The organism is Intrasporangium oryzae NRRL B-24470 (assembly GCF_000576595.1).
Taxonomy (GTDB): domain Bacteria; phylum Actinomycetota; class Actinomycetes; order Actinomycetales; family Dermatophilaceae; genus Intrasporangium_C; species Intrasporangium_C oryzae.
In genome coordinates, this window is sequence record NZ_AWSA01000024.1 from 38,334 (window position 1) to 51,717 (window position 13,384).

Here is a 13,384-nt window from a genome sequence, read left to right on the forward strand (position 1 = left end):
CGTCATCCCCACGCAGGATCGGGCGCGCCTCGAGCAGGGTGGCCCGGCAGTCCGCGGCCCGGACACTCTCACGCCCGGCGCGACCCTCGACCCCGGGCCGCGCAGGGCGCCCTGTCCCACGCCCGAGGACTCCGCGCGGGCTGCGTGACCCGGCCCAGCGGCATACAGACAGAGCACTCGAGTGTGCCCGGGGCGTGGGAGCGATTCCGGGATGCGGGCCCCGGTGCGGTTTGATAAGCGAATGGACCTGATCAAGACCTTCACGCCTGAGCAGTTCGAGCAGGGCCTCGAGTCCTGGGCGTGGATCGGCCTCGAGGGCAAGACGCCGCTCTTCGCCTCGCCCTTCGGCGACATCTTCCTGCGCGGCGAAGACGGCTTCTGGTGGCTCGACACCATCGAGGGCGCGCTGCTCAAGCCCTGGGAGACGGCCGAGGAGATGCAGGCCGAGCTGCGCAGCCCGGGCGGGCAGGACCGCTACCTGCTCGGTGGGCTGGCATGGGCAGCCGAGGAGGAGGGCGTCGTCCCGACCGGGGACCAGGTCTACGCGTTCACGGTGCCGCCGATCCTCGGCGGCGACATGGGGCTCGAGAACGTCCAGGTCGTCGACTTCGTCGTCGCGGCGAACGTCGCCGGGCAGCTGCACGAACAGGTCCGCGACCTCCCCGAGGGGACCGCGGTCTCCGAGGTCACGATCGCCTGACCGGCCCGCGCTCGCCCTCGCGGATCAGCGGCGAGCGACCACCTTGTAGACCTCGAACCACAGGACGCCGGCACACCCGGCGAGGACGGCGACGACCCAGTCGGTGATCGACATCGGGCCGAGCCCGAAGGCGTGCCGCAGCGCGGGGACGCTCAGCAGGATGACGAGGAGCGCCGCGGCCGCGCCGAGGATCCACCCGATCATCGGGTTGCGGCGCTCACGGAACGTCCGCCACACCGGCAGCCGCCACGACCGGTTGACGAGGATGAGCGCGAGGTTGCCGACGACGAGCGTCGCGAACGTGACCGAGCGCGTCACGTCGTCGGGCCGCCGGCCGAGCACGCACCAGAGGTAGACCCCGAGGACCGCGGCGAGGGCCGTGAGCCCCTGCAGCGCCGCGATCGTGAGCACGCGTCGTCCGAACATCGGCTCCCCGACCCGGCGAGGCGGCTGGCCCATCACCTGCGGGTCGATCTCCTCCGCCTCGAAGACCACCGAGCACGCCGGGTCGATGATGAGCTCGAGGAACGCAATCTGCACAGGCAGGAGCACGAGCGGCCAGTCGGCGACGAAGACCGGCACGAGCGACATCCCGACGATGGGCACGTGGACGGCGATGATGTAGGCCATCGCCTTGCGGAGGTTGTCGAAGATGCCGCGGCCCTGCCGGATCCCCCCGGCGATGGACGCGAAGTCGTCGTCGGTGATGACGAGGGCCGCCGACTCGCGGGCGACGTCGGTGCCCCGCCGGCCCATGGCGATGCCGATGTCGGCCGCGCGGAGGGCGGGCGCGTCGTTGACCCCGTCGCCGGTCATGCCCACGACCTCGCCCGCAGCCTGCAGGGCCCGGATCAGCCGGAGCTTCTGCTCAGGCACCATCCGGGCGAAGATGCAGACGGTGCGAACCCGCCGGGCGAGCTCGTCGTCCGGCATCGCCGCGAGCTCCGGGCCGGTGATGACGCCCCCCTCGTGGTCGAGGCCGATCTCGCGGGCGATGGCGAGCGCCGTCCCGGGGTAGTCGCCGGTGATCATCACGGTCCGCACCCCGGCACGCGTACAGCCGGCCACGGCGTCGGCCACCCCGGGCCGGACCGGGTCCTGCAGGGCCGCGAGCCCGAGGTAGTGGAAGTCGAAGTCGTGCTGGCTCGTCGGCAGCGGGTCGGAGCGGTCGAAAGCGGCGCGGGCGACACCGAGCACGCGGCGACCTCTCCCGGTGGCCGCCTCGACCTGGGCCATGAGCGCCCTCCGGTCGTCCGGCTCGAGGTGGCAGAGGTCGGCGATGGCCTCGGGGGCGCCTTTCGCCGCGACGACGTAGTGGTCGCCGTCGGGCGAGCGCCAGACGTGCGAGAGGGCCAGGAGGTCCTCGGACAGGGGGTACTCCCGGACCAGCTCCCAGCCCGGGTGCTGGTGCTCCGTGCCGGCGAGGTAGCGCTTCCCCACGGCGGTGAACGCCTTGTCCATCGGGTCGAAGGGGTCGACCGGGGACGCGAGCACCGCGATCTCCGCGATCTCGTGGAACTCCTCCGGCAGCGGGTCGTCCGTCAGCGGGCAGGTCCGGGCCCCGGCGACGAGCTCGCGCACCGTCATGCTGTTCAGCGTCAGCGTGCCGGTCTTGTCGACGCAGAGGACCGTCGCCGAGCCGAGCGTCTCGATGACGGGCGGACGTCGGGTCAGGACGTGGCGCTGCGACATCCGCCACGCGCCGAGGGCCAGGAAGACCGTGAGGACGACGGGGAACTCCTCGGGCAGCATCGCCATGGCCGTGGCGATGCCCGCGAGGACGCCCTCGAGCCAGTGGCCCCGGGTCAGTCCGTAGACGACCACGACGGCTGCGGCGGCGCCGATGCCGAGGACGGCGATGACCCGCACGAGACGGTCGACCTCCCGCTGGAGGGCGGTCCGCTCGGGCTCGATCTCGCGCAGGGCGGTGCCGATCCGGCCGAGCTCGGTGCCGGCGCCGGTCTCCTTGACGAGCGCGAGGCCGTGCCCCTTGACGACGAGGGTCCCGGAGAAGACCCACGGGGTCGCGTCGCCCCCTGGACGCCCCATGGGCCCCGAGACGTCCGCGTCGGGTCCCGGCTCGACCGCGGCCTTGCGCACCGGCACGGACTCGCCGGTCAGCGCGGACTCGTCGACGGAGAAGTTCACGGCGTCGAGCAGGACGGCGTCGGCGGGCACCCGGTCGCCCTCGGCGAGCAGCGCGTGGTCGCCGCGGACGACGTCGCGGCCCGCGATCCGCACCTGGGTCCCGTCCCGGATCACGAGCGCACGCGGGGAGGTGAGGTCGCGCAGTGCGGCGAGGGCGTTCTCGGTCTTGCGCTCCTGGTAGATCGAGATGGCGATCACCACGACGACGAACGACATGAGCAGTGCGCCGTCGAGCGGCTCCGCCAGCGCGAAGTTGACCGTCCCCGCGACGAGGAGCAGCAGGAGCATCGGCTGCCGGACGACCTCCCACGCCTGCTGCAGGAGGTTGCGGCGCTTGGTCGTGGGGAGCTCGTTGGGGCCGTCCTCGCGGAGGCGACGTGAGGCCTCCTCGGCGGTGAGCCCGACCAGGGCGGACTCCTGGATGGTCGACACACGCACCCCCTCCCGGCCCTTCGAACCTAGCGCGCGAGGCTCGGGGGCCGCGCCGGTTCGCCCCGACTGAGACATATGCCGCTGGGCTCGGAGCCGCTGGATGTCCGGTTCGCCCTATCCTCGGGCGGATGCGACTGCTGCGACGGACCATGTCCGGGGACGACTTCTGGACCCTCATCGACTCCATGGAGGGGCAGGCCGACGACGACGCGGTCGAGCGTCTCGTCGACGCGCTCGCCGCGGCAGGGCGGGCCCGCGCCCTCGCCTTCCAGGAGCGCCTCGCCCGCGTGCTCCACGAGCTCGACCGGGAGATGCTCGCCGCCCAGCCCGTCCGCTTCGAGGACGAGGACGAGGACGAGGACGACGAGCCCATCCCGCTCTCCGACGACTCCTTCCTCTACCTCCGCGCCGGCATCGTCGCGCTCGGGCGCGAGACGTATGCCGCCGTGCTCGCCGATCCCGCGGCGCTCGCCTCGCGAGTCTGGCCCGAGTGCGAGGGGCTGCTCTATGCCGCCGAGGAGGCGGCGGGCGTCGAGTACATCGAGACCAAGGTGTCCTTCGAGACCGGCACGAACGTCGAGCACTGGTCCCAGCCCGAGGTCGTCCCGGATGACGGCGTCCCTGCACCCCGCCGGGTGGTGTGGGTCGACGGGGAGGACCTCGACGACCCGCTCGGCGGGTTCCGGATGGCGGAGGACGGCGGCGAGGAGGAGCTCGTCGCCCACATCCCCCCGCGCTATCTCAACCACGGCGCGTTCTTCGCCGCGTCGGACCTGGTCAACCAGGCCGTCGAGGCCTCCGGGGGCCTCCCTGACGCCTTCGGCGGCCGCAGCCTCGCCTGCGTGGTCCAGTTCGGCGAGCAGGTCGTCGTGCCTGAGGTCCGCGTGGCTCGCGACGACTTCGACGGGAAGGAGGTCATGCGGTCGAGTGTCTGGGTGTCGCACGACGAGGCCCGCGCCTGGCCCAAGCCGGAGCGCACCGCCCGGGTCACGGCGCTCGCGGCCCGCGCCGCGCTCGCAGCACTGCCCCCGGACCACGGCGCCCGGCCGGAGCTCGAGGCCCTCGCGAGCGTCGCGCTGGGCCTCGAGCCCACGCACGCGGCTGACGGGACATAGCCCCCAGCCGCGCAGGCGGCGTCGAGGCTGTGCGTCAGGGCTGTGCGTCACCCGCGGTCTGGCGCACTGCCCGACCGGATAGGTTGCGCCCATGTCGAGCGAAGCGCAGTGGACCGTCCGTGGTGTCGAACCGGCTGACGAGGCCGCATGGCGCGAGCTCTACCGGGGATACCGCAGCTTCTACGAGCGGCCCGAGGACGAGGATGCCGTCGACCGCGTGTGGGGCTGGCTCACCGACGCAGACCACGAGTGCGTCGGCTACGTGGTGGTCGACGGCACCGGCCGGGTGGGCGCGCTCGCGAACGTGCGCCGGTTCGCGCGCCCCTCGACGGCGACGACCGGGCTCTTCCTCGACGACCTGTTCACCGACCCTGACCTGCGCGGCCGCGGTCTCGGACGAACGATGCTGAGGTTCCTGCGCAACCATGCCGCCGAGCACGGTCTGAGCGTCGTGCGGTGGACCACGGCCGAGGGCAACGCAACCGCTCGCGCCCTCTACGACTCCGAGGCGACGGCCACGGCGTGGGTCACCTACGACATGACCCCGCAGCTCGGCGCCTGACCGCGCCCACCGGCATACGACGTCAGCCGTTCGCCGGCTTGCCGTCGCGGACGAGGCGAACCCGCGCCCCCAGCTCGCGCCCGAGCGAGGTGTAGGCCGTGAACTGGCCCTCGGTGAACCACTGGTCCGCCGTCGAGTCGTGGGGGAACTCGGGGTGCTGCGCGGCATAGGAGAGCAGCGTGTAGTCGGCGTCGGGCCAGAGCAGCGCCCGCGCGACGTAGAGGTGACCGGTGCGAGCGCCCTCGGGCAGGCCGCTCGCGGCCGGGTAGTGGATCGTCCCGGCGATGACGGGCTCCCGGCTCAGGCTGGCGTTGAGCACGGCGAGCGGGCCCTGCGGCTCGATCGGCGTGCCGATGCCCGGCTCGGTGTCGAACGGCCGGTGCAGCTCGATCCGGACGCCGAGCTCGGACTGGGCCAGGGTGATCGCCTCGGCGAGCCCGGGCGCGGTCGGTGGGCTGTCGCCGCCGCCGTCGATGCAGTAGATCGTCGTGCAGCGTCGGCGGAGCAGCTCGACGATGCCGAGGTTTTCGTAGTGCCCACCGTCGGTGACCTGCAGGAGGCGTTCCTCGATCGGGTGGATGTTGAGGATCTCGCGGAGCAGGTACGTGACGCGGCGGATCGCCGGCAGGCCGGGTAGCGTCCAGTCGACGCCGGAGGGGCGTCCGGCGTCGTGGGCGGCGCGCATCGCGGCGACGAACCCAGGGTTGGGCAGCCACGCGCCGAGGCGGGCCCCCGACACGGCGAGGACGATCTGGTACCACCGCGACATGCGGCCCATCGACGACGCGATGGCCGCCCCGCTGATCGCGACCGCGGCCTGGACGGTGACGTCGCGGCGGAGGCGTGACGGGACGAGCTTCTCGAGGGTTGCCGTGTCGACCCAGCCGACGTCGGGGCCGCCGACCCAGTCGGCCGTCATCGTGAACGACACGGCGGTCAGCCCGGGCGCGGTCAGCTGCTGGCCGGTGAGGTTCGCCGCGCAGGAGAAGACGAACTCGGGGAAGGGCTCCGCCGATGCCGCGGCCCGGGCGTACGCCGAGAGCGGGGTGCGCTCGCGGGAGTGGAGGGCCACGGCGACCGGGGCCGAGGCGGGGTTCGCCGCGTCGCGGACGACGCGGGTCGCGAACGCCGTCGCGAGCCGGCGTCGGTAGAACGGGTGCAGGCTGAGGGAGGCCTCGTCGAAGAACCCGCCGAGGACGACGACGACCACGAGCAGGACGGCGGCGAGCGCCCACGGCAGCCCCCGCCCCTCGTGGAGGTCGGTCGCCGTCGAGATGGTCGTGACGCCGAAGAGGACGAGCCAGCTCGCGACGAGGACCGTCACCGACGCGATGACGAGCAGCTGCTGGAGCAGGCCGTTGGGCAGGGCGACCTTCGTGCCGCCCGCCTTGCGTCCCGCACCGGGCGTCCGGACCGTCTTGACCCGACGCCAGAGCAGGGTCGCGAGGCTCGTCAGGTACGTCAGCAGCACGGCGCCGACCGATCCGCTGATCCCGACCGAGACGCTGCCGTCGACGAGCGAGATCGTCCGGCCGGCGAGCCACACGATGGTCGGGACGACGACGGCGACGACGGCGACGACGACCGCGATCCGGGTCATGAAGACCGACGCGTCGGCGGCCCATCCGTAGATCCGCTGCCACGTGTCGCTGAGGTTGCTGTAGGCGAGGAGCTGGAGGAGCCAGAGCAGCAGCGCGGCGCCTCCGACGACCGCGACCGCGAGGAGCGCGTGCTGCGGGATCGTGAGCCCGGTGTCGGGGGGCGCCGACGTGGTGACGCCGGCGGAGTTCGGCTTCGGCGCGTAGCCCGGCAGGAGCGGCAGGACGGCCACGGGGATCGCCCGGTAGAACACCGCAGCGACGAACCCCATGAGGACCGCCGGCACGAAGAGCAGGAGCACCGACGCGAGGAGCCCGCGCGCGAGGACCCCGAGCGCGACGAGCATCCGTGGCGCGGTGTCGGCGAGGTAGGAGCTGTGCCGCCGGATGTGGTCGAACTCGACGCTGCCCGGCGCGTAGGCGTGCTCGGCGTCGTGGACGGCGACCTTCCCCTTGGCCACCTGGTCCTCGTCGCCCGCCGCCGTGAGCAGCTGCGCGAACGCTCCGGACGTGTAGCCGCCGCCGGAGATCGACACGAGGTAGCGGGCCGCGCGCAGCTCCGTGCGGAGCACCTGCAGCGCGCCCAGCGCCACGCTCGCCGAGCGGACTCCCCCGCCCGACAGGCAGACTCCCGAGACGTCCGACGCAGCCGTGCGCCGGGCGAGCGCCTCGGGCGTGACGCCGGGGACGGCATACGCGCGACGCCAGCGTGCCTCCGCGACGACGTCCACCGACTCCGTATGCCGCTCACCCGGCTCGCCGTCAGCGCCGAGCTCCCGGGTCGCGACGTCCTCGAGCGAGCGGTCCTCGCTGGAGGTCGTCGTCCTGCCCGGGGTGTCGGGGTGGACGACGGGCGGTGGTGGGGACACCTCGATCGGGGCCGGCACGATGACCTTGTCGGCGGGCCAGGTGAAGGCGATGCCCTTGTTGGTCCGCATCCGGATGAGGGTCATGACGACGCCCATGATCGCGACGACGACGGCGACCGTGAGGACCGAGAACTTGACCGTGGCCGCGACCGCTGCGGCGTCGAGCAGTGCCGATGGACGACCGTCGGACGCGAGCGCCCTTGAGAGCAGGACGTTCTCGGTGAGGTCTGCGGTGACGCCGACGATGGTGGCGCCTTGGCCGAGGAGGGCGACTCGTCGGGCGCGGGGGCTCCAGAACACCCAGCGTGCCGTCGTCGTGCCGAGCCAGAGCGCGATGGCGTACCCGGCGATGAAGACGTAGTCCCACGTGATCGCGCTCGCGGTGCCGTCCGCCGGCGGCCACGTCTGCTCGCCGCCGCCGAGCTCGACGGCGAGGATGTCGATGGCGGGCGCCTGCCGGCCGTAGAGCCAGGCGCCGATGGCGACTGCGGCGAGGGCTGCGACGACGGTGGCGACGGCCTTGCCCCGTGACGGGACGCTCCGGGCTGCCGTACTGCTCGCCGCGCCTTCGGCCGCCTGTGTCTCCGTGGCCATCTGCACTCCTTCGTGGGGGCCTGGGGTCGACCCGGTCACCGTCTCAGAGATCGTCGTGCTGGTCCTGTCGAGATCGTCCCGGATTCACAGCCTCCGTGTCCGCGAATTGATACGCGTGTTCCGGATGACGACCACGAAACCAGCGGCGCTGCCGGCTGCAGCGCGGGACCGCAGGCCCGGGGCCGTTCGTGGTCGTCATCCGGAACGGTCCGCGGCGGTCGGTCAGGTGCCGGCCCGGGCTGCCAGGGCGCGGATCTCGCGCGCCAGCCGCGGCTCGACCGTGACGTGCCGCTCGAGGACCTCGAGCAGGGCCAGTGCCGCCCGGGCGTTGCCGTCGTACCCGACGACGATGTCGGCGAGGGGCAGCACGTCCGGCGGGAACCGCCGCTCGACCCCGCGGTCGATGACGAAGAGGTCCTGCTGACCGCCCTCGCCGAGCCCGAGGAGGCCGAGGATCGTGATGAGGCGGTCGACGGCATACCCCTGGATGAAGCGCGTCGCCGTGAGGCGCTCGCCGCGCAGGTCCCGGTGGAGCCCGACGTAGAGGTTGGTCACCGCCTCGCCGACCTGCTCCTCGAGCAGCGGCGTGCCGGGCAGCGGGACGGACGGCTCGTCGAGCCCGTCCGGCGCGTCGGCCCGCTGCCAGATGATCCGCGCCGGCGGGTAGCCCGCGCTGCCCAGCTGGGTCAGGCTGAGGACGGCGTACTCCGCGAAGAGCCCGTCCTCGAAGAGGACCTTGCGTCCGTGCGGGCTGTTGTCGAACGACCAGGCCACGGGTGCGGTCGCCTCGAGCCAGTCGATGTCACGCACGTATGCCGTCTCCGCGCCGTCGTCGACGACGACGAAGAAGTCTGCGTCCGAGTGCTCGTCGAGCCGGTGGAGGTCGCGGCCGACCGAGCCGAGGCCGAGCAGGGCGATCGCGTCGCCGCGCTCGGCGAGGACGGCGCCGAGGCGGTCGAGGAGGGCGAGCAGCCGCTCGGGGACACTGCCGGGGACACTGCCGGGGACACTGCCGGAGACACTGCCCGGAACGCTGCCGGGGTCGGGGCTGGTCGCGGGAACGCTGGAGGTGGGGTCGCTGGACATGCGTCGCTCCTTCGATGAGGTCGACGTTTCAGCCCGCCCGGCCCGGTGCCGTCGAGGTCGCGACGGAGGCAGGGTACGCCCGTCGGCGGCCGCCGCCAAGGGGGTCGGCGGAACAGGTTGGGGCCGGCGGAACGGGTTGGGCCCACGCCCGCGGGTGGACGAGTGCGGCGGGCGATGTCGGGGGCGCGTGGCACGCTGAGAGGGTGCCGGTGACGATCGAGGACGTCCGTCGGGTGGCAGCGCCGCTGCCGCGCAGCTACGAGGTGCTCGTCCACGATCGCGTGAAGTTCCGCGTCGGCTCGATCGTCTGGCTCGCCTTCTCCCGCGACGAGAAGGACATGGGCTTCGCGTTCCCGAAGGAAGAGCGGCTCGCCCTCGTCGAGAGCGAGCCCGACGTGTTCTTCCTGCCGCGCCCGTCCGACCTGCGCTTCAACTGGGTCGAGGCGTGGCTCGACGCCCTCGACGAGGAGCGGATGCGCGAGCTCGTCCTCGACGCCTGGCGGATGGTCGTCCCGAAGTTCGTCGCCGCGTCGGTGCTCCGCGACCCCTGACGCCGTCGTGGGCGGTCTCGGGCCGGCCCTCAGCTGCCGATGCGGAAGGCGCGAGGCGCGCGCGGGCCGCTCTCGGCCTCGCCGCGCTCGATGCAGAACTCGTTGCCCTCCGGGTCGGCCAGGGTCACCCAGCCGGACCCGTCCTCGTGGCGGTGGTCGCCGATGACGGTGGCTCCCGAGGCGACGGCCCGCTCGACGGCCTCGTCGCGGGTCATGTCGTCGGGCTGGAGGTCGAGGTGCAGGCGGTTCTTGGCGGACTTGCCCTCGGGGACGGGGATGAAGAGCATCCCCGTCACGGACGGCGGGAACGACGGTGCGACGACGACCTCCGGGTCGTCGTCGTAGTAGACGTTCCAGCCGAGCAGGCCCGCCCAGAAGGTGGCGAGGCCGCGCGCGTCCGCGCAGTCGACGGTGATGTTGTGGACGTGAAGGCTCATGCCGAGACCTTCGTCCCCGTCGGCGTTGCAGCACAACCCGTTTCCCGTATGCCGCTGAGCCGGGCATGTGGCCGGCGCCGCCTTCGTCACCTCCCGGCCTCGGCGGCGGAGCGGGCGAGGGCGTCGAGCGCGACGGCACTTTGCGTGCGTGACGCAGCCCACCGGCATACGCGCTCGCGCCGGCGGTTCGGTGTGCCACGATGGCCGAGGAGGAGGTGTCCGCCCATGGAACTGGACGCCCTGCTGTCGGAAGCCCAGGACGCGGTGCTCGACGAGGCGTATACCGCCGTGCAGCGTTCGCACGTCGCCCACTACGAGCTGGCCGGAGAGGCCCTGACCCGGCAACGACTCGCCGAGCTCTTCACGCTCGTCGTCGACGCGATCCGCACCCGCCACCTGGCCGCGCTCAGCGCCCACGTCGAGGCCGTCGCGGAGGATCGCTTCGAGCACGGGTTCGACGTCTCGGAGGTCCAGGTCGCCTTCAACTCCCTCGAGGAGGCCATGTGGCGACGCGTGGTCTCCGAGGTCCCGGCCGACGAGCTCGCCGAGGCGATCGGGCTGCTGAGTACGGTGCTGGGCTTCGGTAAGGACACCCTCGCCCGCGCCTACGTCTCGCTCGCCTCGCGACGGCACGTGCCCACGCTCGACCTCTCGGAGCTCTTCGGCGGCACGAGCTCCTGAGCCCCGAGGCATGTGCGGCTCGGCGAGCCCGGTCGCCTGACGACATCCGTCCGGAAAACCCGCCCGGGCGGGGTGGCCGAGGCGGGATCATGAGGGGGTGCCGAACCAGACCTTCGACCCGCTTGCGGCCCGGCGCACCGAGCCCGGGCCGGAGGTCGACCTGTTCGTGTGGGGGACCGTCTTCCTCGACATGATCTTCGCCGGCCTGCCCGTCGCGCCCTCCCCGGGCACCGAGGTGTGGGCCGAGGGTCTCGCGTCGTGCCCCGGAGGGATCGCCAACCTCGCGGTCGCCGCCCGGCGGCTCGGCCTGCGGACGTCGCTCGCGGCGGCCTTCAGCGACGACGACTACGGCGACTTCTGCTGGCGCACCCTCGAGGAGCAGGAGGGCATCGACCTCAGCCGGAGCCGTCGCTTCCCCGAGTGGCACAGCCCGGTGACCGTGTCGATGTCGGTCGAGCACGACCGGAGCATGGTCTCCCACGGCCACCCGCCGCCGCTCGGCGCCGAGGCCATCATCGGCACGCCGCCGTCGAGCCGGGCGGTCCACGCCGACCTGTCCGACGACGAGGCGTTCGGCACGGCGACGCCGACGTGGGTCGACCGGGCGCGCTCCGCCGGCGCCCTCGTCTTCGCCGACGTCGGCTGGGACCCCGCCCAGACCTGGTCGTCGACCGTCATCGACCGGCTCGAACGCTGCGACGTCTTCATGCCCAACGCCGTCGAGGCGATGGCCTACACGTCGACCTCGACGCCCCTCGAGGCCCTCTACCTGCTCGCCGACCGTGTCCCGGTCACGATCGTCACCGATGGGGCCAACGGCGCCCTCGGGATCGACGCACGCACCGGTGAGGAGGCCCGCGTGCCGTCGCTGCGCGTCCACGAGGTCGACCCGACGGGGGCCGGGGACGTGTTCGGGGCGGCGGTGATCGTGGGCACCCTCGCCGAGTGGCCGCTCGACCAGCGGTTGGCGTTCGCGAGCCTGTGCGCGGGGCTCACCCTCCAGCAGTACGGCGGGTCGCTCGCCGCTCCGGGCTGGGGTGACATCGCCGACTGGTGGACCGGGTTGACGCGCGACGTCAGCACCGACGCCTACCACCGCTCGCTGCGGCGGCGGTTCGCCTTCCTCGACGAGATCGTGCCGCGGGTCCCGGTGCTCGCCTGCCGCCGCGCGACCGCGACGATCGCCCGCCGCGCCGACGTCCACGACCTCGCATGAGGCTGGCCATCCTCGGCGGGGGCGGGTTCCGCGTCCCGCTCGTCCACGGGGCCCTGCTCACCGACGCCTCGGAGCGACGCGTCGACGAGGTCGTGCTCTACGACACCGACCAGGGCCGGCTCGCCGCGATCGCCCGCGTCGTCGCGCAGCAGGCCGAGCGCGCCGAGCAGACCGGCACGGGGCGAGCGCGTGGGCTCCCCGCGCCGAGGGTCACGACGACGACCGACCTCGACGTGGCGGTCGAGGGTGCCGACTTCGTCTTCTCGGCGGTCCGCGTGGGCGGGCTCGAGGGGCGCACCGCCGACGAGCGGGTCGCGCTCGACCTCGGCCTCCTCGGCCAGGAGACGACCGGTCCGGGCGGCCTCGCCTACGGGCTGCGCACCGTGCCGGTCGCCGTCGCGGTCGCGGAGCGGGTCCGTGCACTCGCTCCGGATGCCTGGGTCATCAACTTCACGAACCCGGCCGGGATGGTCACCCAGGCCATGCAGTCGGTGCTCGGGGAGCGCGTCGTCGGCATCTGCGACTCGCCGCTCGGCCTCGCCAAGCGGGCCGCCTCGGCCCTCGGGCACTCGCTCGACGAGGTCGAGATCGACTACGCCGGGCTCAACCACCTCGGCTGGCTCCAGGGCCTGCGCGCCGACGGACGCGACCTGCTGCCGGAGCTGCTCGCCGACCCCGTGCGGCTGGGAGCGATCGAGGAGGGCCACCTGTTCGGCGTCGAGTGGCTCCAGACCCTCGGCGCGCTGCCCAACGAGTACCTCTACTACTTCTACTTCACCCGGGACGCGATCGCCTCGATCACGGACTCGCGACAGACGCGCGGCGAGTTCCTCCTCGGGCAGCAGACGGATTTCTATGCCGCAGTGCGCGATTCGCCCGATCGCGCCTTCGACGAGTGGGACCGGGTGCGGCGCGAGCGCAACGCGACCTACATGCAGGAGACCCGAGAGCAGGAGGGGCAGGAGCGCGACGAGGCCGACGTCGAGGGCGGTGGCTACGAGGGCGTGGCGCTCGCGCTCATGGCCGCGATCGCCCGCGACGAGCCGGCCCGGCTCATCCTCAACGTCCGCAACGGCGACACGGTCCCGGGCCTGCCCGACGACGCCGTCGTCGAGGTCCCCTGCACCGTCACGGCTGCGGGTCCGAGGCCGAGTGCCGTGACCCGCCTGCCCGGGCACGCCCTCGGTCTCGCACAGCAGGTCAAGGCCGTCGACGAGCTCGTCATCACCGCAGCTGCCGAGCGCTCCGTGCAGCGTGCGGTCGAGGCCTTCGCCCTGCACCCCCTCGTCGACTCCGTGACGGTCGCGCGTCAGCTCGTCGCCGGCTACCGGGCCGCGATCCCCGCGCTCGACGCCGTCTTCGCGCGGGGCTGAGCCCAGCGGCATACGGCCGCCG

General features: G+C 73.0%; 11 protein-coding genes. 7 read left to right on the plus strand and 4 right to left on the minus strand.

The features are described 5' to 3' along the window. Positions 1-241 precede the first annotated feature (241 nt). Complete coding sequence (locus N865_RS12300; protein ID WP_051510514.1) at positions 242-700, plus strand: T6SS immunity protein Tdi1 domain-containing protein; 459 nt, start codon at positions 242-244, stop codon at positions 698-700. A gap of 24 nt (positions 701-724) precedes the next feature. Here N865_RS12300 and N865_RS12305 read toward each other — a convergent pair whose 3' ends face one another. Further along, positions 725-3,280: a cation-translocating P-type ATPase gene (locus tag N865_RS12305; protein ID WP_034806212.1), complete on the minus strand. Its 2,556-nt coding sequence runs from the start codon at positions 3,278-3,280 to the stop codon at positions 725-727. A gap of 128 nt (positions 3,281-3,408) precedes the next feature. On the opposite strand from N865_RS12305, the gene N865_RS23305 reads away from it, so the two are divergent. Both N865_RS23305 and N865_RS12315 read left to right on the plus strand, forming a co-directional pair. After that, complete coding sequence (locus tag N865_RS23305) at positions 3,409-4,395, plus strand: DUF4240 domain-containing protein (protein ID WP_034806216.1); 987 nt, start codon at positions 3,409-3,411, stop codon at positions 4,393-4,395. A gap of 91 nt (positions 4,396-4,486) precedes the next feature. After that, positions 4,487-4,957 (plus strand): GNAT family N-acetyltransferase, encoded by a 471-nt coding sequence (locus N865_RS12315; RefSeq protein WP_034806220.1) that lies wholly within the window; start codon positions 4,487-4,489, stop codon positions 4,955-4,957. A gap of 22 nt (positions 4,958-4,979) precedes the next feature. Here N865_RS12315 and N865_RS12320 read toward each other — a convergent pair whose 3' ends face one another. Continuing rightward, positions 4,980-8,018: a hypothetical protein gene (locus tag N865_RS12320; protein WP_051510515.1), complete on the minus strand. Its 3,039-nt coding sequence runs from the start codon at positions 8,016-8,018 to the stop codon at positions 4,980-4,982. 222 nt (positions 8,019-8,240) lie between these two features. Then, positions 8,241-9,104 (minus strand): hypothetical protein, encoded by an 864-nt coding sequence (locus N865_RS12325; RefSeq protein WP_211244898.1) that lies wholly within the window; start codon positions 9,102-9,104, stop codon positions 8,241-8,243. A 203-nt stretch (positions 9,105-9,307) separates the two neighbouring features. Here N865_RS12325 and N865_RS12330 point away from each other — a divergent pair, with 203 nt between their 5' ends. After that, positions 9,308-9,655, plus strand: a complete 348-nt coding sequence (locus tag N865_RS12330) for an MmcQ/YjbR family DNA-binding protein (protein ID WP_034806223.1) — start codon at positions 9,308-9,310, stop codon at positions 9,653-9,655. A gap of 29 nt (positions 9,656-9,684) precedes the next feature. On the opposite strand, the gene N865_RS12335 is transcribed toward N865_RS12330, so the two are convergent. Continuing rightward, on the minus strand, positions 9,685-10,092 hold the full coding sequence (locus N865_RS12335) for a VOC family protein (protein ID WP_034806226.1): 408 nt from the start codon (positions 10,090-10,092) through the stop codon (positions 9,685-9,687). 225 nt (positions 10,093-10,317) lie between these two features. On the opposite strand from N865_RS12335, the gene N865_RS12340 reads away from it, so the two are divergent. From N865_RS12340 to N865_RS12350, 3 genes are all read left to right on the plus strand, one after another. Beyond that, positions 10,318-10,773, plus strand: a complete 456-nt coding sequence (locus N865_RS12340) for an RsbRD N-terminal domain-containing protein (protein ID WP_034806228.1) — start codon at positions 10,318-10,320, stop codon at positions 10,771-10,773. Positions 10,774-10,870: 97 nt separating this feature from the next. Next, positions 10,871-11,989 carry a carbohydrate kinase family protein gene (locus N865_RS12345; RefSeq protein ID WP_034806230.1) on the plus strand — a complete coding sequence of 373 codons (1,119 nt, stop codon included), beginning with the start codon at positions 10,871-10,873 and terminating at the stop codon, positions 11,987-11,989. Further along, positions 11,986-13,362 (plus strand): 6-phospho-beta-glucosidase, encoded by a 1,377-nt coding sequence (locus N865_RS12350; protein WP_034806233.1) that lies wholly within the window; start codon positions 11,986-11,988, stop codon positions 13,360-13,362. Before N865_RS12345 ends, N865_RS12350 begins: the two co-directional genes overlap by 4 nt. Positions 13,363-13,384 lie beyond the last annotated feature (22 nt).